Annotated in this window: 28 protein-coding genes; 11 read left to right on the plus strand and 17 right to left on the minus strand. The window is 73.9% G+C overall.

What is annotated here, in order from left to right; genetic code table 11:
- The first annotated feature begins 40 nt into the window (after positions 1-40).
- Both IG86_RS0122385 and IG86_RS41365 read left to right on the plus strand, forming a co-directional pair.
- Entirely contained in the window at positions 41-754 is a 714-nt protein-coding gene (locus IG86_RS0122385; RefSeq protein ID WP_078848595.1) for a GNAT family N-acetyltransferase, read from the plus strand.
- Entirely contained in the window at positions 751-1,692 is a 942-nt protein-coding gene (locus IG86_RS41365) for a lysophospholipid acyltransferase family protein (protein ID WP_030820994.1), read from the plus strand. Before IG86_RS0122385 ends, IG86_RS41365 begins: the two co-directional genes overlap by 4 nt.
- On the opposite strand, the gene egtD is transcribed toward IG86_RS41365, so the two are convergent.
- The 4 genes from egtD to egtA are packed head-to-tail and all read right to left on the minus strand — an operon-like array spanning position 1,575 to position 5,924.
- Positions 1,575-2,549, minus strand: coding sequence for an L-histidine N(alpha)-methyltransferase (gene egtD, locus IG86_RS0122395; RefSeq protein ID WP_030899017.1), 975 nt, complete (start codon positions 2,547-2,549; stop codon positions 1,575-1,577). The two genes, IG86_RS41365 and egtD, sit on opposite strands and share 118 nt — an antisense overlap.
- Complete coding sequence (egtC, locus tag IG86_RS0122400; protein ID WP_030820998.1) at positions 2,546-3,304, minus strand: ergothioneine biosynthesis protein EgtC; 759 nt, start codon at positions 3,302-3,304, stop codon at positions 2,546-2,548. The genes egtD and egtC overlap by 4 nt, the downstream gene beginning before the upstream one ends.
- On the minus strand, positions 3,304-4,608 hold the full coding sequence (egtB, locus tag IG86_RS0122405) for an ergothioneine biosynthesis protein EgtB (RefSeq protein WP_030821000.1): 1,305 nt from the start codon (positions 4,606-4,608) through the stop codon (positions 3,304-3,306). Before egtB ends, egtC begins: the two co-directional genes overlap by 1 nt.
- On the minus strand, positions 4,605-5,924 hold the full coding sequence (gene egtA, locus IG86_RS0122410) for an ergothioneine biosynthesis glutamate--cysteine ligase EgtA (protein WP_030899021.1): 1,320 nt from the start codon (positions 5,922-5,924) through the stop codon (positions 4,605-4,607). The genes egtB and egtA overlap by 4 nt, the downstream gene beginning before the upstream one ends.
- A 107-nt stretch (positions 5,925-6,031) precedes the next feature.
- Between egtA and IG86_RS0122415 the strand changes: the two genes are divergently transcribed.
- Positions 6,032-6,874 carry a TIGR02452 family protein gene (locus IG86_RS0122415; protein ID WP_030821004.1) on the plus strand — a complete coding sequence of 281 codons (843 nt, stop codon included), beginning with the start codon at positions 6,032-6,034 and terminating at the stop codon, positions 6,872-6,874.
- Between the two features lie 60 nt (positions 6,875-6,934).
- Here the strand turns inward: IG86_RS0122415 and IG86_RS0122420 are convergent, their stop codons facing one another.
- From IG86_RS0122420 to IG86_RS0122455, 8 genes are all read right to left on the minus strand, one after another.
- Positions 6,935-7,399, minus strand: a complete 465-nt coding sequence (locus tag IG86_RS0122420) for a type II toxin-antitoxin system PemK/MazF family toxin (RefSeq protein ID WP_030821006.1) — start codon at positions 7,397-7,399, stop codon at positions 6,935-6,937.
- Between the two features lie 39 nt (positions 7,400-7,438).
- The gene (locus tag IG86_RS0122425) at positions 7,439-8,101 is read right to left on the minus strand and encodes an O-methyltransferase (protein ID WP_030899024.1); all 663 of its coding nucleotides are present in this window, start codon (positions 8,099-8,101) and stop codon (positions 7,439-7,441) included.
- A 57-nt stretch (positions 8,102-8,158) separates the two neighbouring features.
- Entirely contained in the window at positions 8,159-8,605 is a 447-nt protein-coding gene (locus IG86_RS0122430; protein ID WP_030821011.1) for a DUF7144 family membrane protein, read from the minus strand.
- A gap of 158 nt (positions 8,606-8,763) precedes the next feature.
- A complete protein-coding gene (locus IG86_RS0122435) occupies positions 8,764-10,209 on the minus strand; it encodes an amidase (protein ID WP_078848594.1) in 1,446 nt (481 codons plus the stop codon).
- A 60-nt stretch (positions 10,210-10,269) separates the two neighbouring features.
- The gene (locus IG86_RS40075; protein WP_051785330.1) at positions 10,270-10,938 is read right to left on the minus strand and encodes a hypothetical protein; all 669 of its coding nucleotides are present in this window, start codon (positions 10,936-10,938) and stop codon (positions 10,270-10,272) included.
- 138 nt (positions 10,939-11,076) lie between these two features.
- Positions 11,077-11,859, minus strand: coding sequence for a DUF4190 domain-containing protein (locus IG86_RS0122445; RefSeq protein ID WP_030821016.1), 783 nt, complete (start codon positions 11,857-11,859; stop codon positions 11,077-11,079).
- A gap of 178 nt (positions 11,860-12,037) precedes the next feature.
- Entirely contained in the window at positions 12,038-12,751 is a 714-nt protein-coding gene (locus IG86_RS0122450; RefSeq protein WP_030899031.1) for an alpha/beta fold hydrolase, read from the minus strand.
- Between the two features lie 136 nt (positions 12,752-12,887).
- Positions 12,888-14,162 (minus strand): MFS transporter, encoded by a 1,275-nt coding sequence (locus tag IG86_RS0122455; RefSeq protein ID WP_030899034.1) that lies wholly within the window; start codon positions 14,160-14,162, stop codon positions 12,888-12,890.
- Between the two features lie 311 nt (positions 14,163-14,473).
- Here IG86_RS0122455 and IG86_RS0122460 point away from each other — a divergent pair, with 311 nt between their 5' ends.
- The 5 genes from IG86_RS0122460 (at position 14,474) to IG86_RS0122485 (ending at position 20,408) form a co-directional block, all read left to right on the plus strand.
- Positions 14,474-15,493: a LacI family DNA-binding transcriptional regulator gene (locus IG86_RS0122460; RefSeq protein ID WP_030821021.1), complete on the plus strand. Its 1,020-nt coding sequence runs from the start codon at positions 14,474-14,476 to the stop codon at positions 15,491-15,493.
- A 161-nt stretch (positions 15,494-15,654) separates the two neighbouring features.
- Positions 15,655-16,854 (plus strand): thiolase family protein, encoded by a 1,200-nt coding sequence (locus IG86_RS0122465; protein WP_030821024.1) that lies wholly within the window; start codon positions 15,655-15,657, stop codon positions 16,852-16,854.
- Positions 16,855-17,009: 155 nt separating this feature from the next.
- Positions 17,010-18,449 (plus strand): aldehyde dehydrogenase family protein, encoded by a 1,440-nt coding sequence (locus IG86_RS0122475; protein ID WP_030821027.1) that lies wholly within the window; start codon positions 17,010-17,012, stop codon positions 18,447-18,449.
- A gap of 82 nt (positions 18,450-18,531) precedes the next feature.
- Entirely contained in the window at positions 18,532-18,939 is a 408-nt protein-coding gene (locus IG86_RS0122480) for a thioredoxin family protein (RefSeq protein ID WP_030821028.1), read from the plus strand.
- A gap of 41 nt (positions 18,940-18,980) precedes the next feature.
- Complete coding sequence (locus tag IG86_RS0122485) at positions 18,981-20,408, plus strand: dihydrolipoyl dehydrogenase family protein (RefSeq protein WP_030899037.1); 1,428 nt, start codon at positions 18,981-18,983, stop codon at positions 20,406-20,408.
- A gap of 39 nt (positions 20,409-20,447) precedes the next feature.
- Here the strand turns inward: IG86_RS0122485 and IG86_RS0122490 are convergent, their stop codons facing one another.
- Positions 20,448-20,648 (minus strand): DUF5988 family protein, encoded by a 201-nt coding sequence (locus IG86_RS0122490; RefSeq protein WP_030648755.1) that lies wholly within the window; start codon positions 20,646-20,648, stop codon positions 20,448-20,450.
- Between the two features lie 184 nt (positions 20,649-20,832).
- Here IG86_RS0122490 and IG86_RS0122495 point away from each other — a divergent pair, with 184 nt between their 5' ends.
- The 3 genes from IG86_RS0122495 to IG86_RS0122505 all read left to right on the plus strand — a co-directional run bounded on the left by IG86_RS0122495 (position 20,833) and on the right by IG86_RS0122505 (position 24,008).
- Positions 20,833-21,372 carry a hypothetical protein gene (locus IG86_RS0122495; protein ID WP_030899041.1) on the plus strand — a complete coding sequence of 180 codons (540 nt, stop codon included), beginning with the start codon at positions 20,833-20,835 and terminating at the stop codon, positions 21,370-21,372.
- Positions 21,373-21,431: 59 nt separating this feature from the next.
- Positions 21,432-23,135, plus strand: coding sequence for an immunoglobulin domain-containing protein (locus IG86_RS0122500; protein ID WP_051785331.1), 1,704 nt, complete (start codon positions 21,432-21,434; stop codon positions 23,133-23,135).
- Positions 23,136-23,246: 111 nt separating this feature from the next.
- Positions 23,247-24,008, plus strand: a complete 762-nt coding sequence (locus IG86_RS0122505; RefSeq protein ID WP_030899045.1) for a metallophosphoesterase — start codon at positions 23,247-23,249, stop codon at positions 24,006-24,008.
- Here IG86_RS0122505 and IG86_RS0122510 read toward each other — a convergent pair.
- The 4 genes from IG86_RS0122510 to IG86_RS0122525 form a co-directional block, all read right to left on the minus strand.
- Positions 23,984-24,292, minus strand: coding sequence for a DUF2087 domain-containing protein (locus IG86_RS0122510; protein ID WP_030821037.1), 309 nt, complete (start codon positions 24,290-24,292; stop codon positions 23,984-23,986). The genes IG86_RS0122505 and IG86_RS0122510 overlap by 25 nt on opposite strands.
- A gap of 139 nt (positions 24,293-24,431) precedes the next feature.
- Complete coding sequence (locus IG86_RS0122515; RefSeq protein ID WP_030899048.1) at positions 24,432-25,082, minus strand: hypothetical protein; 651 nt, start codon at positions 25,080-25,082, stop codon at positions 24,432-24,434.
- Positions 25,079-25,555 (minus strand): DUF6114 domain-containing protein, encoded by a 477-nt coding sequence (locus IG86_RS0122520; protein ID WP_037848113.1) that lies wholly within the window; start codon positions 25,553-25,555, stop codon positions 25,079-25,081. The genes IG86_RS0122515 and IG86_RS0122520 overlap by 4 nt, the downstream gene beginning before the upstream one ends.
- The gene (locus tag IG86_RS0122525) at positions 25,546-26,175 is read right to left on the minus strand and encodes a DUF6230 family protein (RefSeq protein ID WP_030821043.1); all 630 of its coding nucleotides are present in this window, start codon (positions 26,173-26,175) and stop codon (positions 25,546-25,548) included. The genes IG86_RS0122520 and IG86_RS0122525 overlap by 10 nt, the downstream gene beginning before the upstream one ends.
- Positions 26,176-26,204 lie beyond the last annotated feature (29 nt).

Below are 26,204 nucleotides of genomic sequence, written 5' to 3' on the forward strand. Positions count from 1 at the left end.
CGCCAAGGCCGCCGCCCCCTCCTCCGGCCCCCACTACACCGTGCGCCTCGCCCGCGACGAGGACGAGGTACGGGCCGCCCAGCGCCTGCGCCACCAGGTCTTCGCCGGCGAGCTCGGCGCCCGCCTCGACGGCCCCGAGCCGGGCCTCGACGCCGACGCCTTCGACGCGTACTGCGACCACCTCCTCGTCGTCGACGAGGAGGCAGAGCAGGTCGTCGGCACCTACCGGCTGCTGCCCCCCGAGCGCGCCGCCGTCGCGGGCCGCCTCTACTCGGAGGGCGAGTTCGACCTCTCCGCGCTGGCTCCCATCCGCCCCGACCTCGTAGAGGTGGGCCGCTCCTGCGTGCACCCCGACCACCGCAACGGCGCCGTCATCGCCCTCATCTGGGCCGGCCTCGCCCACTACATGGACCGCACCGGCCACAACTGGCTCGCCGGCTGCTGCTCGATACCGCTCGCCGACGGCGGCGTCCTGGCCGCGGCCACCCGCGAGAAAGCCCTGACCCGCAGTCCCGCACCCGAGGAGTACCGGGTCACCCCCCACATCCCGTGGAACCCCGAAGGCATCGACTTCCCCGACCGCATGGAGCTGCCCCCGCTGCTGCGCGGCTACCTGCGCCTGGGCGCGTGGGTCTGCGGCGAGCCCGCCCTCGACGCCGAGTTCGGCTGCGCCGACCTGTACGTGCTGCTCTCCCTGCGCCGCACCAACCCGCGCTACCTCAAGCACTTCCGCTCGCTCATCCCGGGCGCATGAGCGTCTGGCTGCCCACCTCGCCCTGCACCCCCGAGGCCTGTGCCGGCCACGAGGGGCGCACCGCGAGCGTCCCGCACGCGGTGCTGCGGCTCACCGGCGCCGTGGCCCTGGTCCTGCTCGGGATCCTGGGCGCCCCGCCGGTCCGGCTGCTGCCGGCCGGCCCCCGGCACGCGGTGGTACGGGCCTGGTCGGCCGCACTGGTGCGCGCCTTCGGCATACGGATCACCGTGCACGGCAGCCCGGGCCGGCGCGGCGGCCGCCTGCTCGTCGCCAACCACGTCTCCTGGCTCGACATCCCGCTCGTCGCCGCCGTCCTGCCCAGCCGGATGGTGGCCAAGAGCGACATCCGGGCCTGGCCCGTCCTCGGCCGCCTCGCCGGGCGGGCCGGAACCCTGTTCATCGAACGCGACCGGATCCGCGCGCTGCCCGCCACCGTCACCACGATGACCCGCGCACTCCTCGCCGGCGACCGGGTCGCCGTCTTCCCCGAGGGCTCCACCTGGTGCGGGCGCGCCCAGGGTGCCTTCCGCCGGGCCGCCTTCCAGTCCGCCCTGGACGCGAAGGTACCCGTCCAGCCCGTCCACCTGGCGTACCTGCGCCCCGACGGGAGCCCCGCCGGGGCGCCCGCCTTCGTCGGGGACGACCCGCTGACCGCCTCGCTGTGGCGGATCGCCCGGGCCCGCGGGATCCGGGCCGAGGTCACGCTGCTGCCGCGGATCCCGCCGGGCCGTCACACGGACCGGCGGGACCTCGCGGCCGCCGCCCAGCGGGCCGTGACCGACCGCGCGTCCGAGCGGACGCCGCGGACGGCCCTACCCGGTCAGACCACCGGCCCGTCGGCGACCGACAGGGACAGCGCGAAGCGGCCCGCCGCGTCCGTCCACCACTGGGTCAGCTCCAGCCCGGCCGCGGCCAGCTCCTTGCGCACGCCCTCCTGACGGAACTTCGCGGAAACCTCCGTCAGGATCTCCTCACCCGCCGCGAACGGCACCACCAGGTCCAGTGCCCGGACCTTCACCGTCAGCTCGGACCGGGCCCGCAGCCGCATCTCGATCCACTCCTGCTCGCTGTTCCACACCGCCACGTGCTCGAAGTCGGCGGTGTGGAAATCGGCGTCCAGCTCCCGGTTGATGACGGCCAGCACGTTCTTGTTGAACTCCGCCGTCACCCCGCGCGCGTCGTCGTACGCCGTCACCAGCACGGCCTCGTCCTTGACCAGGTCCGTGCCCATCAGCAGCGCGTCCCCGGGCGACAGCATCGCCCGTACGGACGCCAGGAACACCGCCCGCTCCGGCGGCAGCAGATTGCCGATCGTGCCGCCCAGGAACACCACCAGCCGGGGTTGGGGAGAGTCCGGCAGGTGCAGCGCCGCGGTGAAATCGGCCAGGAGGGCGTGCACCCGCAGCCCCGGATGGCCGGCGAGCAGCGTCTCGGCCGCGCCCCGCAGGGCGCTCTCGCTGACGTCCACCGGCACGTAGGTGTCCAGCGCCGGCATCGCCTCGATCAGGTGCCGGGTCTTCTCGGAGGAGCCGGAACCGAGCTCCACCAGGGTGCGGGCGCCGCTCACCGCGGCGATCTCCCCCGCCCGCTCCAGCAGGATCTCCCGCTCCGCGCGGGTCGGGTAGTACTCGGGCAGCCGGGTGATCTCCTCGAAGAGTTCGCTGCCCCGCGCGTCGTAGAACCACTTGGGCGGCAGCACCTTGGGCGTGTGGGTCAGCCCGTGCAGCACGTCCGCGCGCAGTGCGGTCTCCGCCGCGTCCTCGTCGAGGGTCCGGGTCAACTGGAAGCTGGTCACGTGCGGTTCTCCTTGAGCGGGGTCAGACGGACCCGGGTGGGGGTGGCGGTCAGCAGGGTCCGGTCGGGCACTTCGCACCACCGGGGGTCGTCGTCGTACGGCTCGGACGCCACCACGGTGCGCCCGCCCGGAGGATCGGCCAGGTACCACAGCGAGTCGCCCCAGGCGGTCGCGGCGATCGCCGCTCCGTCCGTCAGGAGCAGGTTCAGCCGGGAACCGGGCGCGGCCGAGGACAGCTCCCGCACGGGCTCGGCGAGCGCCGTGCCCAGGTCGTCCCCGGCCCGCAGGCGGCGTCGTACCAGCGCCCAGACCAGCGCCGAGTCCGTGCGGGCCGCCAGCTGGAGCAGCTCCTCGGGCGGCAGCGCCGCCGCGAGCGGGGCGGCCGCGGCGGGCCAGTCGCGCACGGCGCCGTTGTGGCTGAACAGCCAGGGCCCGTCCGTGAACGGTGCGGCGGCGGCCTCTCCGTCGGCTCCGGCCAGCGTTGCGTCGCGTACGGCGGCCAGCACGGCCCCGCTGCGTACGACCCGGGTGAGATCGGTGAAGGTCAGGTCGCCCCAGATGGGTCCGGCGCGACGGTAGCGGGCGGGGACCGGGTCGCCCTCCGCGTACCAGCCGACGCCGAAGCCGTCGGCGTTGACCGTGCCGTGCTGCTGACGGCGCGGCTCCCAGGACTGGCGGACCAGTGAGTGCTCGGGTTCGCTCAGCAGCCTCCCGAGCGTCACCACCGGTCCCACATAAGCGAGATGGCGGCACATCAGACGTCCCTCGCAGTGCGGAAGCCGGAGAAGATCTGCCGCCGCACCGGCAGGTCCCAATTGCGGAAGGTGCCCCGGCAGGCCACCGGGTCCACGGCGAAGGAGCCGCCCCGCAGCACCTTGTGCTCCGGGCCGAAGAACACCTCCGAGTACTCCCGGTAGGGGAAGGCCCGGAAGCCCGGGTACGGCAGGAAGTCGGAGGCCGTCCACTCCCACACGTCGCCGATCAGCTGGCGCACGCCGAGCGGGGACGCCCCGGCCGGGTAGCTGCCCGCGCGGGACGGGCGCAGGTGGCGCTGCCCCAGATTGGCGTGGGCGGGGGTCGGGTCCGCGTCGCCCCACGGGTAGCGGGCCGAGCGGCCGGTCGCGGGATCGAAGCGGGCCGCCTTCTCCCACTCGGTCTCCGTGGGGAGTCGCCGGCCCGCCCAGCGGGCGTAGGCGTCCGCCTCGTACCAGCTGACGTGCAGAACCGGTTCTTCATCGGGGACGGGCTCGGTCACCCCGAAGCGGCGGCGCAGCCATTCGCCGCCTTCGCGGTGCCAGAACAGCGGCGCCTCGATGGAGTGCCGGCGGATCTGGTCCCAGCCGGCCGCCGCCCACCAGCGGGGTTCGTGGTAGCCGCCGTCGGCGATGAAGGCGCGGTACGCGGCGTTCGTCACCGGCAGCGTGTCCATCCAGAACGCCGCCGTCTCCCGCTGGTGCGCCGGGCGCTCGTTGTCCAGCGACCACGGCTCGGCCGAGGTTCCCATCGTGAACGGGCCGGCGGGTATGAGGACTTCGGCGGCGCCCGGGGGATCGTAGGGGCCGTCCGGGTCGGGGGCGGTCAGCACGGGGGCGCCCTGCCGCAGCTGATGTGTGATCAGCATGGTCTCGTCGTGCTGCTGTTCGTGCTGGGCGATCATCCCGAACGCGAAACCGTCGTCCAGGAGCGCGCTGCCCTCCAGCGGGGTGCTCTCCAGCAGGTCGAAGACCCGGCCGCGGACCTCGGCCGCGTACCGGCGGGCCTCCTCGGGCCCCAGCAGCGGCAGCTTCGGCCGTTCGGCGCGCGGATGCTCGAACGCGTCGTAGAGGGGGTCGATGTCCGGGCGCATCGACTCGCGTCCGGCGACCCGGCGGAGCAGCCAGAGCTCCTCCTGGTTCCCGATGTGCGCCAGGTCCCAGACCAGCGGGGACATCAGGGGGGAGTGCTGGGCGGTGAGGTCGGCGTCGGTCACCGCGTCGGTGAGGGCCGCCGTCCGGGCCCGCGCGGCGGTCAGCGTGGCGGCCGCCCGTTCTCGCAGCCCGGGGTGGGATTCGGTGGTCATCGCAGGGCCTCCTTCCCTTCGGGCCGCAGCTGCGGCGGTTCGTCACCCGGACATCGGCCGCGCAGTACGAAGCGCTCGCTGAACGCTCCGACGGTGTCCCGGACGTGCCGGCCGGCGCCGAGGCGGGGCAGGGCCTCGGCCGCCGCGCGGAAGCAGGTCTTGGCGGCGGCCCGCAGTTCGGGGTCGGACAGACCGTGCCGGGCGGCGGACCGCCAGAGCGGATTGCGGGGCGCGGGCTGCGAACCGTAGGCGTCGGCCAGGGCTTTGGTCACCCGGTAGGCGGTCTCGGCGGCCTCCGGGTCGTCGAACAGCGCGTGCACGACGGCCACCGGCACCATCCAGCCGTCGTCGCCGGGCTGCGCGTCGATCATGCGCAACTCCATGTGGCCGCGCGGTCGCACGGGCGGGAAGAGCGTCGTGAGGTGGTAGTCCAGGTCCTCGGCGGTGGGCGCCCGCGGGGCCCGCCCCTCGTCGCCCGCGCGCAGCCAGTCGCGGAACGTCGTACCGGGCGGGACGTCCCACGGCTCGCCCTCGTACGACCGTACGCACATCACCTCGGTGTCCAGCGCCTGCCGCACCCAGCCGTCCCGCGGTTGCGCGTCCAGCGGCGGGGCGAGGGTGCGCCGGGAGTCCAGGTCGTTCCAGATCCCCTGGCGGGAGCAGCGCCAGCCGGCGTACGGGCCTTCGTGCGCGGGGGAGTTGGCGAAGGCGGCCACCAGGACCGCGCCCAGCAGGTGCGCCAGCCGCCAGCGCCGGCCGTGGCCGAGCCCGCCCGGCTCCTCGTACCCGGCGTCCACGCAGACCTGTACGGAAGCGGAGGCGCACATCATGGCGCGGCCGGCCGGGCCGGTGCGGTCGAAGTAGGCCTCCATCGCGTCGTAGCGCGGGCTGTTCAGCAGCCGGTGGTACGGGAGGCGGGGGTCCCGGCCGAGGCCGTGCAGGACCAGTCCCTGCTCACGCAAGGCCGCGCGGACGGCGGTGAGATCGTCCTGGAGCCCGTCCACGCAGCCGGTGAGGGAGGTGGCGGGGGCCGAGCTGAGTTCGAGCTGGCCGCCGGGCTCGACGGTCACCCGGGAGTTCAGGGGAAGCGCGCGGGCCGCGGCGTGCGCCGCCCGGAGCCGTTCGGGGGTCACGCGCAGTCCGGGCCGCTCGGCGTCCAGGACCAGCCATTCGAGTTCGGCGCCGAGCAGTCGGGGCGGGCCGGTCTTGAAACAGATCCCGTGGATCAGGTGCTCCGCCTGCGTCTCGCTGATCGCGGGGGAGGGCGGAGCGCCGTCCTCCGGCGGGGGTTGGGGAACGGGTGGGTCGAAGGGCATGACCGGGTCCTCTTCTCCTGTCGTCGGCCGTGACATCACCCGTGCCTACCCCTCCCTCGGGCACAAAATCCTTTGCCGCCGGGGAAAGGAGTGCCGAGGATGGCGGCGTGAGCAGCAGATTGCGCGAGATCGCGCGGGAGAACGCGGAGATCCTGGCGGCCGGGGGGTACCGGACGCGGTCGGGGCGGCAGGTCGAACTCGCCGCCGCCCTGGCGGACGCCAAGGCAGGAACCAGGATATATGGACCAAACCATGTCATTCCAGGCGAGCAGCTCGTGGGTGACGGCCGCGCGACGGCCGTCGAGGTCACGGGGGAGAGCAGTACGGTCGCTGCCCGTAGGCTCGCCGCGGACGCTCCGGAAGGGACGGCGGCGGCCGCAGTGGCGGTCCTGAACTTCGCCTCGGCCCGCAATCCCGGGGGCGGCTACGTCCGTGGGGCCAAGGCCCAGGAGGAGGCGCTGTGCCGCGCCTCCGCGCTGTACGAGACGTTGCTGGAGGCCCCGGAGTACTACGAGGTGCACCGCGCGGAAGTCAGCACCTTCTACACCGACCGGGTGATTCACTCGCCCGGGGTACCGGTCTTCCGCGACGACCGGGGTGAACTGATGGAGTCGCCGTTCCTGGCCGGCTTCCTGACCTCGCCCGCTCCGAACGCGGGCACGATCCTGCGGCAGGAGCCGGAGCGGGCCGCGGAGATCCCCGGGGCGCTCGCCCGGCGCGCGGAGCTCGTCCTTGAGGTGGCGGCTTCGCACGGGTACCGGCGGCTGGTGCTGGGGGCGTGGGGCTGCGGGGTGTTCCGCAACGACCCGGCGCACGTGGCCGAAGCCTTCCGCGGACTGCTGTCGGGCCGGTTCGCGGGAACCTTCGACCGCGTGGTCTTCGCGGTCCTGGACCGCAATCCCGTCTCCCGCGAAGCCTTCGAACGAGCCTTCACTGCCACCCGGGCCTGAGGGCGGAGCCCTCAGGCGTGTCCGGAAAGGAGCGTCGGCCGCCCGCGGGGCAGGCGCGCCCTAGTGCCAGCCGTAGCGTTCGCGCAGGCGGTCGACCACCAGGCCGAAGCGGCCCCGGTCCAGCGCGCAGGCCTCCCGCCGCATCCCCGACTCGTGGACCCGCAGCACCCGGTCGACGTCCACCCACGACTCACGGCCCGCGCTGTCCCACGGGCCCGTCCCGATCGGGACCCATTCGCGGTCGTGGTCGTGCCGCTTGCTGGACAGCTGTACGGCGAGCAGCGTCCCGCCACCCGGTTCGCGGGCCACGACCAGTACCGGGCGGTCCTTGCCGCGGCCGTCGTTCTCCTCGAAGGGGACCCAGGTCCACACGATCTCGCCCGGGTCGGGGTCGCCGTCGGGGTCGGGCGCGTACTCGGTCCGTACCGGCCCGATGGCGTGCGGATCGGCCTCGGTGGTGGCCGTGGCCCCGTCGCGGCCCGGCTGGTCGGCGCGGCCGTCGCTGTGGTGTGAAAGTGCCGTCATCCGGGCGAGGGTACTGCCTGCCGGGGGCCGCGCCGGCCGTCAGTCCGTGACCAGGGCCATGACGAAGCCGTCGTACCCCTTGGCGCCGACGGTCTGCAGAGCCGTGGCGGTCAGCCGGGGGTGTTCGGCGATGAGCTCGGTGAAGCGGCGTACGCCCCGCACCCGGGGATCGTCGGAGGCGGGGTCGACCACGGCGCCGTCACGTACGACGTTGTCGCCGACGATGACGCTGCCGGGACGGGTGAGCTTGAGGGCCCACTCCAGGTACTCGGGGTTGGACGGCTTGTCCGCGTCGATGAAGACGAGGTCGAACGGGTCCAGGCCGGTCAGCCCGGGCAGGAGGTCGACGGCCCGGCCGCGGCGGATCTCGACCCGGTCCTCCAGCCCGGCGCGGGCGATGTTGGCGGCGGCGGTGTCGGCACACCGCTCGTCCGCCTCAAGCGTGACCAGGCGCCCGCCCTCCGGAAGCGCCCTGGCGAGCCAGATGGTGCTGTAGCCGCCGAGGGTGCCTATCTCCAGGATGGTGCGGGCGCCGCGGATCCGGGCCAGGAGGTGCAGCAACTTGCCTTGGTTCGGCGCGACCTGATGGGCGGGCAGTCCCGCCGCCTCACTGGCCGCCGTGGCGGCCGTCAGCGCTTCGTCCTCGTCGACCAACAGCCCGTCGAAGTACGCGTCGACCGCCGTCCAGGTCCGCTGAGCCACGGATCCCCCACTCGTTGCGTCCATCCGTGTTCGTTCGCGTTCGTTCCTAGAGGGAACTTACAGGACGCGCCCCTCCGCCTCGTGGTGCGCGCCCGTGCACAGCGCCCAGGCGACGAGGATGTTCACGGCGATGAGCACCAGCGCCCACAAGGGGTAGTACGGCAGCCATAGGAAGTTGGCGAACGCGCCCAGACCGGCGATGGTGATGCCGAGATAGCGCGCCCACAGGGCGCCGCTGGCGAGGATGGCGCATCCGCCCGCGACGAGGAGGACGCCCAGGATGAGGTGGACCCAGCCCCAGCCGGTCAGGCTGAACTCGAACAGGTAGTGGCGCGTCACGACGAACAGGTCGTCGCTGGCGACGGCGGCGATCCCCTCGAAGAACGCCATCGCCCCGCCGAAGATCATCAGGACCGCAGCCAGAACGGTTCTGCCCGACGTGGCCGCGTGCCACGGGTCCGGATGCGTGCGGGCCGCCTTCGACCCGCCGGCGTCAGTGGCCATTTCGGTCTCCTTGGGTGCCAGGGCCGGCCGGCCGGGCGGGGCCGGGACCGGCGAGATCCCCCCTTCAGCGTGTCACGGGTGCTCACCGTCGGCATTCCGGCCCGCCGACCGCCGCCCCCGTGACGTCGTCTCAGCCCGGTCGGCTCGGCCCGGTCGCCTCAGCCCGGTCGCCGCGCCGCCCAGCCCTCCGCCGCCTCCACCTGCGCGGCCAGCCCCAGCAGCAGCGGCTCCGAGTCCGCCGGACCGAGCAACTGGGCTCCCATCGGCAGCCCGTCGTCCGTCAGCCCGGCCGGGATGTTCACCCCCGGCCAGCCCAGCACGTTCCACGTCCAGGCGTACGGGCAGGCGGCGATCATCGCCCGGTCCGTGGCCATGGCCCCCATCCCGGCCAGCGCCCCGACCCGCAGCGGCGGAGTGGCCGTCGTCGGGGTCAGGACCACGTCGAAGCGGCCGAAGATCTCGCCGACCCGCCTGTGCAGCAGGGCCTCCGCCCGGCGCGAGACCCGCAGCGGCAGACCGCCCAGCAGGCGGCCCGTCCGCACGGCCTCGTGCGTACGCGGGTCCAGCAGCGCCGGATCCGGCGTCCGCGCCGCCCAGTCCCGTACGCCGCTGGTCGCGCGGGGTACGAAGGTCAGCCCGATCGGGCCGTAGCGGGGGTCCTCCGGGATCACCTCGTGGCCCAGCGACTCCAGCCGCGCGGCCAGCCGCTCCACCGCGGAACGCACCTCCGGGTCGAGCGACTTGGGCGTCGCGGTGAAGGCCATCCCGAAGGAGAGCGCGATCCGCAGCCGGCGCGGGGTGCGCCGGGCCGCCTCGACCGCGCGGATGCGCGCGGGGCGGTGCAGGTCCTCGGGGTGCGGTCCGCTCGCGGCGTCCAGCAGCAGCGCCGCGTCCGCGACCGTACGGGCCAGCACGCCGTTGACCGTGAGCCCGTTGAAGGACTCCGGCTCCGGCCAGGTGGAGATGCGCCCGCGCTGCGGCTTCACACCGACCAGATGGGTCCAGGCGGCGGGGATCCGCACCGACCCGGCCCCGTCCGAACCGAGCGCGGCGGGCACCAGGCCCGCCGCCACGGCGGCCGCCGAGCCGCCCGAGGAACCACCCGGCGTGTAGGACCGGTTCCACGGATTGCGGGTCTCGCCGAAGGCCCCGCCCTCGGTGAAGGGCCACTGGCCCAGCTCCGGCGTCTGGGTCTTGCCGACGATGACCGCGCCGGCCGCCCGGAGCCTGCGTACCGCCTCGCTGTCGACGGTCTTGCGGGCGAAGGACCCCGCGCAGCCGAACGCCGTGGGCTCGCCCGCCACGTCCATGTCGTCCTTCACCGCGAGCGGCACTCCGAGCAGCGGCAGCCGCTCGCCCGCGGCGAGCCTGCGGTCGGCAGCGTCCGCCTCGGCGAGCGCGGCTTCGGCGCGCACCGTCCGGAACGCGTTGAGCTCGGGCTGCGCCGCGACGATCCGGCGGAGCGCCTCCTGCGTCAACTCACGTGCGGAAACACTTCCTTCGGCCAGCGCGGCGGCCATCTCGACCAGGCCGCGGGGCATCGTGGACCCTGCGGTGGACTCCGCCGTGACCGCTGCCGTGGCAGCACCGGATGACTCCGACATCGCGAACCCTCCCCCATTACCGATCGGTAGGAAGACCGTAGCGGGGAGCCGCCCCGGATGTCAGAGCAAGGACGAGACCTCCTCGCCCCAGCAGGAGAGCGTGTCGACGGCGCGCCGCCGGTACGGGCCCTCGACCAGGGCCGCGGCGCGGACCCGGTCCCGGTGCCCGGGTATCCGCCCGGCGAGGGCGGGCAGCCGGAGCACGGCCAGGAGCACTCCCAGAGCCGCCCCGCGGACCTCGGGACATCCGGCGTCGAGGAAGGGGCGCGCGGCCGCGTGGAACTCCGGGGCGAGATCGAGGAACGCCTCAAGGTCCTCCTCGTCGCCGTAGGGCCGCTCCCGCTGCCACATCGCCTCCACGACCGAGTCCCCCAGCCAGCTCAGCAGCCCGGCGCGCAACGGGAACGGGGTCTGCGGACCGAGGTCGGCCTCCTCCTGCGCGCAGCGGTCCGTGACCCGCGCGAGCGTCCGCGGATCCCCGAGGACGGCGGCGACGAAGCGGGCGGCGGGAGCCGTGGCGGTGTAGAACACCTGCTGGCGCGTGTGGGCCTCGACCAGGGCCCGGAAGGCCCAGCCCTGCGTGACGGGGTCCTCGTCGAGGAGTTCCAGCAGGATCACGGGCGTGGCAGGCGCCACGTCCGGGCAGCAGTGCTCCACCGCGTTCCAGTCGGTCTGCAGCAGCAGGTCCCGCGGGTCGACAAGGGCTTCGTGGTCACCGGTGTTGCTCATCGCGCCAGTGTCGCAACAGCCTCTGACAACCGGCGGCCGGAGCCACCGCGAGCCGCAACGGCGCGGGGCCGCCACCGGATGTGGTGGCGGCCCCGCGCCGTTGCGGCCATGCCCGGCGCAGTCGTCGGCGTCGGCGGTTCAGGAACCGGTCGCGCGGACCGAGCCGGTGCTCGCACCGCTGGTGTCGCCCAGGAAGCAGGTGACCTCGCGGTCACCGAGGGCCCAGGTGGCGGCCTGCGGGAAGTAGTAGTAGACCTCCAGCTTCTCCGACAGCTTGGGGTCCTTGCCCACGTAGTCGGTCAGCAGCGTGCCGGCGCACTTCTCCTCGGCGAGCGAGGTGACCTTCTCCGTGCCCGGGTACGCCCCGTTGTCCAGGTTGAAGACGGCGTACGCCTCGCCCTCGTGCGGCTGGTCGCAGGGCAGCACGCGCACCGAGAAGGAGGCCTCGCCGCCGTCCTCGTCCTGGTACTCCGCCAGATCGCCGTCGGTGTTGAAGCAGTCGCCCTTGCGGATGTCGCTCACCTTGCTGGAGCCCGAGCCGGTGACCTGGCCGCTGGTGTCGCGCTTCGGCGCGGGGCCGTCGTCCAGCGCTCCGGAGAGGCCGAGGACCAGGAGGATCCCGTAGAAGGCGATGGTCACGCAGTGGATGACGATCGCCGCGACGGCGAAGCCCTTGCCCTTCTCACCGCGGTTGCGGATCTGGGAGAGGGCCACGATGCCGAGGATCAGGGGGACCAGCGGCAGCGCGCACACGAGCGACATGACGAACGCGACGATGGCGAGCGCGTTGGTCTTCTGCGGGGCCGGCGGCGGATACCAGCCCTGCGGGGCGCCGAACGGCGCGGGCTGCCCCGGCTGTCCGTACGGCCCCGGCTGCGGGTACGGCTCGGGGGACGACGGGGGGCCGGGCGGTATGGACATGCGCGTGGAGCTCCTTGCTCAGAGGGTGATACGCGGCCGACGGCGGGGCGGTGGCGGTGGGCCGCCACCCCGTGAAGGCAGGCTTGATGGTCGCACGGGGCTCGGACATCGCGAGCCCCGGTATCCCCCCAAGGCCCGCCTCCACCCCTGCTTCTGCCCCGCCCCCGCCCCGTCGGCGCTACCGCGGCGGCGCGTCCGGGACCCACCCCTCCAGGGACCCCATGAACCCGTCGAAGTCGTCACGGTGGATGGTGTGGCCGGCGCCGGCCACCGAACGCACCTCGAAGCCGCGGCTCTTGAGCGTCCGCGCACGTTCCGGCGTGATCAGGGCGCTCGGGTCGGCCAGCTGCACCAGGGAGGGGACCACCGGCGCGGCCGGCATCAGATCGGCGCCGAACAGCGGGGCGAGGCTCAGTGCCGTCCCCTCGTCCCACACCGCCAGGGTCTCCAGCTCGATGTCGACGTCGACCTCCGCCCAGCGCGGGTTCATCGCCCGGATGTCCTCCTTGGTCGCGGTCTTGAACTGCGCCAGCAGCTCCGGGCCGAAACCCTCCACGGGGGCCGCCAGGTGCCAGGCCGGGTCGGAGAACACCGCCCGCCGCGGCCGCAGCCGGTCCACCGCCAGCGACAGCGTCAGGCCGCCGAGGGAGTGGCCGATGGCGAGGTCGGCGCCGGCGGGCAGCGTCTCGACCACGTCGTCGGCGAAGTGCCGCGGGCTGTACTCGCCGCGGCCGCTGGCCCCGTGGCCGCGCAGGTCCACGGCGATGACGTGGTAGCCGCGGTCGGCGAGGGCGGGCCCGACCCGGCGCCAGGTCCGGTGGTCGGCCATCATGCCGTGGATCAGGAGGGCGAAACGGTCGCCCTCGCCCCAGGACTGGGTGTGCAGCTGCACGGTGGTGCCTTTCTCGACGGCGTTCGGTGAACGGCGAAATTCGGTCGAAGTGCGGACCAATGCGGCGGCAGGCGCAGGGTCCGGAGGGGCGCCTCGGCGCACGGCCGCAGGGCTCGGCCCACAGCTCGGCCCAGGCTCAGCGCACGCCGCGGATCGGTTTGACGGCCAGGGCCCCGGCCACCGCCAGGACGGCGGCGACGACGAACAGGGCGGTGTACCCGCCGCTGACGGAGACGACCACCGAGGCGACGAACGGCGCGATGATCTGGGGGCCGGCGTTGGCGACGTTCAGCACGCCCATGTCGCGGGCCGCGTCCTCGGCGTTGGGGAGCACCATCGTCTCGAGTGCGGTGTCCACCGCCATGTAGCAGCCGAACGCCAGCCCGTTCACGGCGGCGAAGGCCAGCATCGCGGGCCAGCTCGTGGAGACGGCCGGGACGACGAGCGCGACGGCCGACAGGAGGGCGGAGGCGCCGACGAACAGCTTGCGGCGGTCGAAACGGTCCGAGAGGTACCCGCCGAGGACGGTGGCGACCACCATCGCCACGCTGGTCAGCGGCATCAGCACCGCCACCGCGGCCTCGGGCTTCATGCCGGCGGGGAGCGCGGTGCGGTCCTGCAGGATGTAGAGCTGGTAGCCGCTCACCGCGAAGTAGCCGAGGACGAGCAGGGCCCGTCCGATGAAGGCCCATCGGAAGTCGTGGTCGCGCAGCGCGCGCGCGAAGGCGGCGAGCTGGGACCTGACCGGCAGCGGGGCGCACGCCGGGAGCCGCTCCTCGCGGCCGCAGGCGGTGAAGAGGACGGCGGCGCCCGCCACGAGCGCGCCGAAGACGAGGTACCCGGTGCGGTAGTCCTCCGAGAAGGCCGCCCCGATCAGCGCGCCGAGGGTCGAGCCGAAGGGCAGGCCGAGGCCGACCGCCGCCGAGGCCTTGCCGCGGGCGCTCATGGGCACCCGGTCGGGGACGACGGAGGTGATCGCCGCCTGGTACACGTTCATGACGGCCTGTCCGAGGCACCAGGCGATCGTGATCAGCAGGATCGTGTCGGCGGAGCCGAGCAGGAACATCGCCGGCACGGCGGCCAGCCCGCCGCCGAGGATCCAGGGATTGCGCCGACCGCTGCGGTCGGACAGGGCGCCGGCGACGGGGTTGAAGACCGTGGCGAAGATCGCGGAGATCCCCGCTATCAGGCCGAAGTTCGCCACCTTGTCCGCCGGGTCGACGTCCTCGACCTGGAGCGCGAGCAGGACCCCGGCGACGCCGATGTAGAGGGCGTACATGGCGCTGTTGCCGACGAGCAGCAGGGGCAGCAGGCCGCGCCGAGGGGGGCCGGCCGGGCCGCGGGCGGGGATGTCGGCGACGGCGGCGTCGGAGCTGGTGCCGGTGCCGGTGCCGGGGGAGGAAAGGGCCACGGTGCCCTCCTGGGCGGGTGCGGACGGGTGAGGGGGAGCGCAGGGCGCACGCGGAGGGTGCGCGGGTGCAGGCGCGGGGCGGTGGGTGCGCGCCGCCCTGTCGCGACGGCGGGGGTGCGACGGAGCGCGACAGGGCGACGGCACGACGGGGCATGCGCCATGTGCGGTGGCTGACGCATGGGTCGAGGGGTGCGACGAGGATGCAATGCGGTGGTTACACGTGTCAATGACTCGTGTAAGCACTGTGTAGCACTCGTTTCCGGCCATCCGCCAGCCCTGGGGCACAACCGTTCTGGAAAGATGCCACGGCCATGTCTGAGTCATCGAAGTCGCCGCAGCAGCCGCCACCCCCCGTCCCCACCAGCGCCGACGTGGCCCGACGGGCGGGCGTGTCGCGCGCGACGGTGTCGTACGTGCTGAACAACGCCGAGGCCGTCCGGATCAGCGAGCCCACCCGCCGCAAGGTCCGTGAGGCGGCCGAGGAGCTCGGCTACGTCCCGCACGCCGCCGCCCGCAGCCTGCGCGCCGGGCACACCAGGATCGTGCTGCTGCCCACCCCGCACGTGCCGATCGGCCCGCTCTACAGCACCTTCCTCAACGAGCTCCAGTGGGCGCTGCGCCGGCTCGACTACACCGTCGTGCAGTACGGCAGCCTCGGGCTCAGCGGGGACGAGGCCGTACGGGCGTGGGCGGAACTGCGTCCGGTGGCGGTGATATCCCTCGGCGAGATCACGCTCACCTCCCACAACGTCGCCACCCTCAAGCGGGCCGGCGCCCGCGCCGTGATCACGATGGGCCCGGTCGGCGTGCCCGGGGCGCACGCGCTGGTCATGGACCAGCAGGAGGTCGGCGCCCGGGCCGCCGCGCACCTCGTCGAGCGGGGCCGCCGCCGGATCGGCGTGGTGGTTCCGCGGGAGCAGGGACTGGAGCTGTTCTCCGCACCCCGGCTGGCGGGCGCCCGCTCCGTGGCCGGCGCCGAGGTCGAGGTCCTCCCGATGGCGTATGCGGAGGAGTCCGCCGCGGAGCTCGCCGCCCGGTGGCGCGGGCTCGGCCTGGACGCGGTGTTCGCGTACAACGACGAGTACGCGATGCTGCTGATGCGGGCCCTGCAGGACGAGGGGCTGCGCGTTCCCGAGGAGGTCGCCGTGATCGGCGCCGACGACCTGCTCGTCGGACGGCTGCTGCGGCCGCGGCTCAGTACGGTGCGCATCGAGATGCCGACGGGTGATCATCTGGCGTCGCTCGTGGACTACGCGGTGCGCGAGCCGTCCGAGGTCACGGAGCGGCACGATCTCATGGCCGCGGAGGCCGTCCACCGCGAGTCGACCTGACGGCGGCGCCGCCGCCCGTCCCGAGGGGGCCCGTTGACAGGCGGTGACCTGCGGACGGAGACTGCGGGCGCGCCCCACCGGGCGTGCCCGGTGGCGTGCCCCGGTGCCGACACCGGCACCGGTGCGCCCGCGCCCGTACGGATCCGCCCAGGAGAGACCCCATGAGCATCCGCACCGTCCGCGACGTCTACGTCGTCGACGCCGTCCGCACCCCGATCGGCAAGTTCGGCGGCGCCCTCGCCGGGGTCCGGCCGGACGACCTGGCCGCGCACGTGGTGCGCGCGCTCGTGGACCGTACGCCCGACCTCGACCCGGCCCGTATCGACGAGGTCGTCTTCGGCGACGCCAACGGCGCGGGCGAGGACAACCGCGACGTGGCCCGCATGGCGGTACTGCTGGCGGGACTGCCCGTGACCGTCCCGGGCGTCACCGTCAACCGGCTCTGCGGATCCGGCCTGGAGGCCGTGATCCAGGCGGCCCGCGCCATCGCGCTCGGCGACGCCTCGGTGGCCGTCGCGGGCGGCGTCGAGTCGATGAGCCGCGCCCCTTATGTGGTCCAGAAGCCCGAACGGGCCTTCCCCGCCGGGCACCAGCAGATGTGGTCCACCACGCTGGGCTGGCGGATGACGAACCCGCGGATGCCCGCCGAGTGGACCGGCTCCCTCGGCGAGGGCGCCGAACTGATCGCCGACAAGTACGCCGTCACCCGTGAGGCGCAGGACGCCTTCGCGCTGGAGAGCCACCGCAAGGCCGCGGCCGCCTGGGCCGCCGGCCTGTACGACGGCGAGGTCGTGCCCTACGAGGGTGTGGACCTGGCCCGCGACGAGTGCATCCGCGAGGGTTCCACGCCCGAGGCGCTGGCCAGGCTCAAGCCCGCCTTCCGGACGGACGGCCGGGGCACGGTCACGGCCGGCAACGCCTCCCCGCTCAATGACGGGGCGGCCGCGCTGCTGCTGACCGACGAGGCGGGCCTGGCGGCCACCGGACGGGAACCGCTCGCCCGGATCAGCGCCTCCGCCGTCACCGGGATCGAGCCCCAGCTCTTCGGCCTCGGCCCGGTGGAGGCCGTACAGCGTGCCCTCGGCAAGGCCGGCCGCGGCCTCGGCGACCTCTCCGTCCTCGAACTCAACGAGGCCTTCGCGGCGCAGGCGCTGGGCTGCCTGGCGGCCTGGCCGGAGCTGGACCCGGCCGTGGTCAACCCGCGGGGCGGCGCCATCGCGATCGGCCACCCGCTCGGCGCGTCGGGCGCCCGGCTGGCCGGCTCGGTCGCGCACCAGCTGGCCGCGGCGGGCTCGGGTACGGGCATGGCGGCGCTGTGCATCGGCGTCGGGCAGGGCATCGCACTCGTCCTGGAGCGCTGACCCGGTCCACCAGGGCGTCGATCGTTTCCGGTCAGTGCTCGTCGTCAACTGCCCAATAACTGAACAGAAGTGGCGCCTCCGGTCTGGCACGATGGCGCGTGCTGCCGCCCCCCTCGTCCGGCATCCCGCCCATCCCCACCCGGAGGCCCCGCGCCATGCCGCTCCTCGACCCGACGCTCTGGCAGGACGGACCCACACTCACCGGCGGCGCGGCCCCGGTCGTCGAACCCGCGACCGGCCGCACCCTCGCCACCCTCGACCTCGCCGCGCCCGCCGACGTCGCGGAGGCCGCCGTACGCGCCCGGGCGGCGCAGCGCGACTGGGCCCGCACCACCCACCCCGAGCGGGCGGCGGTACTGCGCCGCGCGGGGGACCTCTTCACCGCCCACGCCGACGAACTGCGGGAGTGGCTGGTGCGCGAGTCCGGGTCGATACCCGGGAAGGCCGCCTTCGAGCTGCACGTCGCCGCGCAGGAGTGCTACGAGGCGGCGGCGCTGGCCTCGCGTCCGACCGGGCAGGTGCTGCCGAGCGAGGCGCCCCGGCTGTCCTTCACCCGCCGGGTCCCGGCCGGCGTGGTCGGGGTCATCGCCCCCTTCAACGCCCCGCTGATCCTGGCGATCCGCTCGGTCGCGCCGGCGCTGGCGCTCGGCAACGGGGTGCTGCTCAAGCCGGACCGGCGCACCGCCGTCTGCGGCGGACTCGCGCTCGCCGCGGTCCTCGCCGCCGCCGGACTGCCGGACGGGCTGCTGCACGTCCTGCCCGGCGACGCCGCCACGGGCGCCGCGGTGGTCGCCGACCCGCGGGTGCGGGTGGTCTCCTTCACCGGATCCACCGCCGTCGGCCGTACCGTCGCCGAACTGGCGGGGCGCCATCTCAAGCGCGTGCACCTGGAGTTGGGCGGCAACTCGGCTCTCGTCGTGCTCCGCGACGCCGACGTCGAGGCCGCCGTCGCCCAGGCCTCCTGGGGCTCCTTCTTCCACCAGGGCCAGATCTGCATGACGGCCGGCCGCCACCTCGTGCACGCCTCGCTCTACGACGAGTACGTCGAGCGGCTCGCCGCGCGCGCCGAGGAACTGGCCGTGGGCGACCCGTACCGCGAGCAGGTCCACCTGGGCCCGCTGATCGACCGCGCGCAGCTGGAACGCGTACACGCGCTGGTGGAGGCCAGCACCGCGGCCGGGGCCAAGCTCGTCGCCGGCGGCGCGCACCGGGACCTCTTCTACCGCCCGACCGTGCTCGCCGGCGCCGCCGACGACGCCCCCGCCTACGCCGAGGAGGTCTTCGGCCCGGTCGCGCCCGTACGGTCCTTCGCGACGGAGGACGAGGCGGTGGAACTGGCCTCGGCGGGACCGTACGGCCTGTCCCTCGGGATCGTCACCCGCGACGCGGGGCGCGGTCTCGACCTGGCGGAGCGCATTCCGACCGGGATCGCGCACGTCAACGACCAGACGGTCAATGACGAGGCCGTCGCGCCCTTCGGCGGTGTCGGCGCCTCCGGGACCGGCGCCCGCTTCGGCGGCGAGGCCAACCTCGACGCCTTCACCGAACTGCGCTGGACCACGGCCCGCACCACACCCGCCGGCCACCCGTTCTGAGAGTCGCCCCGTTCGGGGCGGAATGCGCGGGACGGGTCGTTCGTTCAACGAGCAGACGGCTCAATCAGGAGGTCTGGACACCGTGGCTACAGTCGAGCTCACCAAGGAAAACTTCGATCGGACGGTCAGCGAGAACCCGTTCGTCCTGATCGATTTCTGGGCGGGCTGGTGCCGGCCGTGCCTCCAGTTCGCACCGGTCTACGAGCGGGCCTCGGAGGCCCACCCCGACCTGGTCTTCGCCAAGGTGGACACCGAGGCGCAGCAGGAGCTGGCCGGCGCCTTCCAGATCACCTCGATCCCGACCCTGATGATCGTCCGGGACCAGGTGGCGATCTTCGCGCAGCCCGGCGCCCTGCCCGAGGCGGCCCTGACCGACCTCATCGGGCAGGCCCGCGCCCTCGACATGGACGAGGTGCGCGCCAAGATCGCCGCCTCCCAGCCGGGTGCGCAGGACACCGGCGGCCAGGGGTCCGGCACGCCGGAGGCCTGAGTGCGTGACGCCGCCACCGATCAGCGGTGAGACTGGGCCGCATGAATGAAGTCGTGGAGTACGACGTCGTGGTGCTCGGCGGGGGACCGGCAGGCGAGAACATCGTCGACCGGACCCGCGCCGCCGGGCTGAGCACGGCCCTGGTGGAGAGCGAACTGGTCGGCGGGGAGTGCTCGTACTGGGCGTGCGTCCCCAGCAAGGCGCTGCTGCGTCCGGTGCTGGCGCGGGCCGACGCCCGCAGGGTGCCGGGCCTGGCGGGCGCCGTCGGGGGCCCCCTGGACACGGGGGCGGTGTACGCGCACCGCGACTACTGGGTGGGTGACTGGAAGGACCGGGGCCAGATCGACTGGCTCGACTCCATCGGAGCCGACGTCCACCGCGGCCACGGCCGCCTCTTCGGGGTCCGCAAGGTGGCCGTCACCAGCCCCGAGGGCGAGCACCAGGTGCTGTCGGCCCGGCACGCGGTGGTCGTCGCCACCGGGACCCGGGCCGTGGTCCCGGACCTCCCGGGCATCGCCGACGCCCGCCCCTGGACCAGCCGGGAGGCGACCTCCGCACGGCAGGCCCCCGGCCGGCTGATCATCGTGGGCGGTTCCGTGGTCGCCTGCGAGATGGCGACCGCCTGGCAGGCCCTGGGATCGCAGGTGACCGTCCTCGTGCGCGGCTCCGGGCTGCTGCCGAGGATGGAGCCCTTCGCGGGTGAACTCGTCGCCGACGCCCTGCGCGAGGCGGGCGCCGTGATCCGTACGGGCGTGGCCGTCGAGTCGGTCGTACGGGACGGCTCGACCGGGCCGGTCAGCGTGGTGCTGAAGGGCGGGGAGGTCGTCGAGGGCGACGAACTGCTGATGGCGACGGGCCGGGCGCCGCGGACCGAGGACATCGGGCTGGACACCGTCGGGCTGGCGCCCGGCGGCTGGATCGGGGTCGACGAAACCTGTCAGGTGCCCGGCTTCGACTGGCTCTACGCCGTCGGGGACGTCAACCACCGCGTCCTTCTCACCCACCAGGGCAAGTACCAGGCCCGCGTCGCGGGCGCCGCCATCGCCGCCCGTGCGGCGGGCACCCCGCTGGACACCGCCGATTGGGGCGCCCACGCGGCGACCGCCGACACCCGCGCGCTCCCGCAGGCCGTCTTCACGGACCCGGAGGCCGCCGCGGTGGGCCTCAGCCTGGCCGAGGCCGAACAGGCGGGCCACAGGGTGCGCGCCGTCGACTACGACATGTCCAAGGTCTCCGGCGCCGGACTGTACGCCGAGGGCTACCGCGGCCGGGCCCGGATGATCGTCGACCTCGACCGCGAGGTCCTGCTGGGAGCCACCTTCGTGGGCCCCGGAGCCGCCGAGCTGGTGCACGCGGCCACCATCGCCGTCGCCGGAGAGGTCCCGATCGCGCGCCTGTGGCACGCCGTTCCGGCCTTCCCGACCGTCAGCGAGATCTGGCTGCGCCTGCTGGAGACCTACCGCGGCTGAGGCGGGGAGGGGGGAGCGTCCCGGCCGCCCGGGCGGGCCTCATTCGGCGATCTCGGTGCGTTCCCACCACTCGTAGACAGGGAGCCGCCCCTCGGGCCCGTCCTGGGTCCGCGACGTGCTCCTGAAGTGCTCGTAGCCGCCGCGGTGCGCGACTTTCAGGTCTTCTCCGGGAGGAGCGGCCTCGACGATCCGGTCCCGCAGATCGTCCGGGCCGCCCTCGAGGGCTGCCTTGTTCGCCATGTCCCCAGTGTTCCCATCCGCGCGTTCGCTCGCATCAGGAAGGCCGCCCGGACGTGCCCGTGAACTGTTCCGACGGGCCGTGGCGTGGCGGGAATCAGCCGTACACGCTTGATCGAGATTAGGTTAGCCTTACCTTGCCTTACCTCGATTCCGCTGACTCCTGCACCTGAAGGGTGTTCTCGTGATGCGTGCCGCCTCCCTGCCCCGGACCGCCGCCCGCGCGGCCGTCGCCGCCTCCGCCGCCGTCGCGCTCGCCGTCGGCGCGGCCGGTTCCGCCTCGGCCGCCACTTCGACGCGTACCGTCACCGACGGCTCGGCCACTTACGACCTCAGCGTCACGGCGCCCTCCTCCGCCGCCGCGGCCGGGCAGAACGTCACCGTCTCCGGCAGCGGCTTCAACCCCTCCAAGGGCATATACGTGGGCCTCTGCGCGGTCAGCGGTGCGCAGGGCGCGACCAAGCCCACTCCCTGTCTCGGCGGTTCGGACCAGTCCGGCACCACCGGCGCCTCGCACTGGATCAACGACGTCTTCGGCGGCACCCTCGCCAACACCTCCACGTTCGGTCCGGGCGGCACCTTCAGCGTCACCATCCACGTCAAGGCCGACCTCGGCGGCGGCCGGATCTGCGGCGAGACGGTCGAGTGCGCCGTCGTCACCCGCGCCGACCACTTCAACTCCTCGAACCGCAAGTACGACGTCCACGTCCCGGTGACCTTCAACTGAACCCGATCCGGGTCAGGTTCAGCCGCATCCCGGTCCGCCCGCCCGTCGACGAGGAAGCCATGACGCCCCGACACCCCCTCACCCCCGGCCGTGCCGGCACCGCCTCCGCGGTGCTCGCGCTCGTGCTCGCCGCGGCCGCCGCCGGCAGCCCCGTCTCGGCCGCCGGCGGTGAGGGCGGTGACGTTCCGCAGGGCACCGTGGTCTACCGGACGACCGCGCAGTTCACGACGGCGGGCAGGGTCCGCGACCTGCTCCTGCACCCCGACTCGAAGAAGTTGTACGCCGGTTCGGACGACCTGCCCGAGACCACGGAGACCGACGAGAGCGGGCTGCGCGTCCTGGAACCCGCCGACGGCAAGGTCCGCAGCACCGTCAGCCAGGCCCCGGGACCCACGGGCGCGCTCGGCCGGCGGGCCGTGCGCCAGCTCGTCGCTCCGCTGCCCGGAGACGGGGCCGTCTTCGTCTATCCACTGCGCGGCATCGGCACGGCCAAGGACGGGGACGCCGCCGCGGCCGGTGCGTGGGTGCCCGGCGGGCCCGTCACCGATGCCGCTCCGGGGCCCACCCCGTCGACGGTGCTGGTGGCCCAGGGCTCCGTACTGTCGGAGGTCGACATCGCCACCGCGACCGTCAGGCGCTCCCTCACGCTGGAGGGCGGCGAACGGTTCGCGTACGACCGGACGCGCGGAACCGTGTGGTTCACCGACCTCGGCAACCGTCGGCTGCACCGCGTGGACGTCACCACCTTCCAGGTCACGTCGAGCGTCGAACTCCCGGCCGTGGGCGACGGGTTCGCGGGCTTCACCGAGGTCGATCCCGAGACCGGAGCCGTCTGGGTCGGGCTCGACACCCTCGTCGTCGTCCACGACGCGAGCGGCAAGCGGCTCGGCACCGTCAAGGGAGGCGGCGGAGCAGACATGCCGTGCGCGGCCGGTTTCGACGCCGGCACGCACGAGGCGTTCGTGGTGTGGCAGGACACGGGGGACACCTCCCAGCCGGGCAGCGACGGCGACGGCTCGCTCACCGTCCACCACACCCGCGACCTCACGCAGGCCGCGGAGCCGGCCGTACTCCCGGGAAACCACGCCCAGTCGGGCAGCGCCGCAGTCGCCGTACAACCGGGCGGCGCCACCGTCTTCGTGTCGGACCCGGCCGCCGGCCGGATCACCCGGCTGGAGCGTGCCACGTCCCCCAGAATCGTCCGCGGCCCCGAGGACCGGACGGTCACCGCCGGGGCGGAGGTCACCCTGACCGCGCAGGCCCAGGGGACCCCGCCGCCCACCGTCGCCTGGCAGGTCAGCACGGACGAGGGCCGGACCTGGCAGGCCGTGCCGGGAGCGACCTCCGCGACGTACACCTTCAGGGCCGCGGCCGCCGACAACGGCCGGCGCTACCGGGCGGAGTTCGGCAACGGTGCCGGGGTCAGCCGGACCGGCCCGGCCACGCTCACCGTCACCGCCGCGGACACCACGACGGGCGGCGGCGGCACGACACCGACGCCCGGCGGCACGGCGTCCCCGACCAGGGGTACGGCGGGCGACACGGGCGGATCGGGCGGATCGGCGGATACCGCCGGAGCCTCGGCAGGCGGCTCGGCCGGTGGAGCGTCCGGCGCCACGGTCGGCGGTACGGGCACCATCCCCACCGGAGGCGCGCTCGCCTCCACCGGAACGGCCGTGGCCTCCCTGGCGGGCGGCGCACTCGTGCTCACCACGGCCGGCTGGGTGCTGGTACGCCGTGGCCGGACGCGCCGCACCGGCTGACGTCCTGAGGGGAAACGGGGAAACGGGAAACGGGGGGAACGGCGGGGCCCGTCCGGGCCGTTGAACGTGTCGACCGCAATCTCTCGACCAGGGATTCAGGAGACACCGCACGTGATCGTGATCGCCCACCTCAGCGACGTACACCTCGACGGTGACCGGCGCGCAGCCGACCGCACCCGCGCCGTCATGGAGTACCTCGACGGCCTGCCCCACGACCTGGACGCCGTACTCGTGAGCGGGGACATAGCCGACCACGGCGAGGACGCGGAGTACGAGGAGGCCGCCAAGCTGCTGCGTTCACGCCACCCCCTGGTGGTATGTCCCGGCAACCACGACGAGCGCGCCGCCTTCCGCCGCGGGCTGCTGGGCGAGGAGACCCCGTCCGCGCTGCCCGTCGACCAGGTGCTGCGCGGCGACGGCTTCGTGCTCGCCGTGTGCGACTCCTCCGTCCCCGGTGCGCACCACGGCTTCCTGGAGGAGTCGACGCTGGCCCGGCTGGACGGCGTACTGACCGACACCCCGCGGGACACCCCGGTCCTGGTCGCCTTCCACCACCCACCGGTCGCGCTGCACACCCCGTACGTCGACGAGATACGCCAGTTCGGCGAGGACAGGCTCGCCGCGCTCGTGGAGCGGCACCCGCACCTGACGGCGTTCCTGTGCGGGCACGCCCACACCGCGGCCGCCACCACCTTCGCCGGCCGGCCGCTCCTGGTGGCGCCCGGTGTCGTGTCCACCCTCCGGCTGCCGTGGGAGGGGCGCACCGGGTCCTCCGAGCACGTGCACCTCGACGAACCGCCGGCCGTCGCCTTCCACGTGCTCGGTGACGACGGCAGGCTGACGACCCACTACAGGGTGGTCGTGGCCCGCTGATAGCTGCGGCCGTCGCGGGTCCGCGTGAGCAGGCCCGCGGTGATCAGGTAGCGCCGCAGCGCCGAGCAGTCGTCGTGCACGGTGCGCAGCGCCTCGTTCACCTCGGGTTCCGTGTAGGTGCGGTCCACCGTGAACAGGGTCTCGGTCAGGTGGACGAGGAGCTGCTCCCGCCGGGCCGCCTTGCGCGGGATCGCGGTGAGGCGGCCGCCGGAGAAGAGGTCGGAGACGTCCCGGCCGGCCGGGCGCGGGGCGGACTGCTGCGGGGGTTCGGTGCTCTGCGACATGACAGCGAGCCTCTCGCGGCGCACCGGGTGCGGCAACGCAATTTCCGCCCGCCCACCCGCCCGCCCGCAGCCGCACGAGTGGGGCCCGTCCTCTCCGGACGGCTCCGGGGAGGACGGGCCGGGCGTGCCCGGGGCGGGCTCAGGGGCCGACGGTGATGGCCTGCGCCGGGTCGGTGACGTCGGAGACCTTGTAGACCGCGTTGAACACGGACGCGGTGGCGCTGGTCGGGCAGCCGAAGCCGCCGGTGACCTTGACCGGTACGGAGGCGTTGGTGAAGGTCAGGGTCGACGGGCTGCCGTTGGCCCAGGTGCCGGGGACGCTCGCCGGCCCCGTCGGGGCCGCGGTGACCGTACAGGAGGCGAGCCCGGTCGTCTTGAGGACCAGCCCGCCGGTCGGCACGGTCATGGTGGCGGTGATCGGCGCGCCGTCCTGCATGGACACCGCCCACGCACCGCTGGTGGTGACCGTCGGGGTCACCCCCGGCATGCTGGACGTGCACGAGCTGTACGTCGGCGGCGAGATCGGCGAGGACACGGGCCCGGCCGGGTTGTTGTTGCCGGGGGCGGCCGGCACCGTTCCGGTGGAGACGGAGACCGTGCAGGTCACGGTCACCGAACCGGCCTTGAGGGTGGCCTTCCCGCTGAGGACGGCCTTGAAGTCGTGGCCGGCCGGGGTGACGGTGGTCGACCCGGCCACGGGGGCGGGAGCGGCGGAGGCGGTGACCGAGGCGAGCGCTATGGCTCCGGCGGCGGCCGTCCCGAGGGCGAGCGCGGTACGCGTGCGGCTCATGGCTGTGCTCCTTGGGGATCGGAGTGCGGGGTGGGGGGAGGGGGCGCGCTCCGGGCCGGGACCGGAGCCGGGTCGGGCTCCGCCCCGGTCCCGGCTCCGGTTCCGCCGCCGGCGCGCTGGGCGGCGTACGGCTGCCAGGCGAACATCAGGCCGCCGCCGAGGATGCCGAGGAGGGTGCCGATCAGGAAGCCGCCCAGATTCGACAGGACCAGCGCGGCGGTGGCGATCAGGGTGGTGAGGACGCCCGCGAGAGCGCGCTGGGGCGGCGAGAACCAGGCGGTGAGGCCCAGCACGACCATGACGATGCCCATCAGGACGGACGGGATCCCCGCCACCCCCTGCTGGAGCATGATCTTCAACGGCGCCAGTGGGAGGACGCAGATCCACGCCCCGGCCAGGATCGCGAACAGCCCGCCCCAGAAGGGCCTGCTGCGCCGCCACCGACGCCACCGCTGACGGCGGCTCAGAAGCATTCCTTCTTGCCCTTGCTGACGTTCATGCTGAGGCCGGAGAGCTTGAAGGTGCCGGCGTTCGTCGCCCACGCCGTCTGCTGGAGACCGGTGATGCGGACCGTGTCGGCCTGCTGGGCGAAGAGGTCCTGCATGCCCTGCGCGTCGGCCGGCCCCTTGTCGAGGGTGGAGGCGTCGCGCCCGATCTCGATGTTGCTGAAGACGGCGTCACCGGCGAGCTGGGTCGCGTCGACGAAGAGGTTGCTCGCCTCCACCGGGGTCTTCCCGCCCGCGGTGAGGTTGAGCGAGATGTCCCCGATCACCGGGAGCGTGGTGACGACGGACTGGCAGAGGTTGCTGAGCCTGGCCTCCCGGATTGCGGTGACGGCCACCGGGATGAGCTCGTCGCGGGCGTTGACGTCGACGCCGCCGTACTGGGCGAAGCCCTCGCCCTCCAGGCTGCTCGCCGACACCTTGAACTGCTGTCCCGAAACGGCGAACGAGGCGGCCAGCACGCCCTGGGCGAGGGCGATGCCGAGGCCGGCGGTCACTGCGACGGCGGGGACGGTCAGGACCGCGAACCGGCGCCAGCGCACGCGGCCGGAGTCGTTGTGCTCGTCGGATAAGTGGGGGGAACCGGTCATGGGATCGTCCCTTATTTCGGCTGTGCACC

It is taken from the genome of Streptomyces virginiae, assembly GCF_000720455.1.
Taxonomy (GTDB): domain Bacteria; phylum Actinomycetota; class Actinomycetes; order Streptomycetales; family Streptomycetaceae; genus Streptomyces; species Streptomyces virginiae.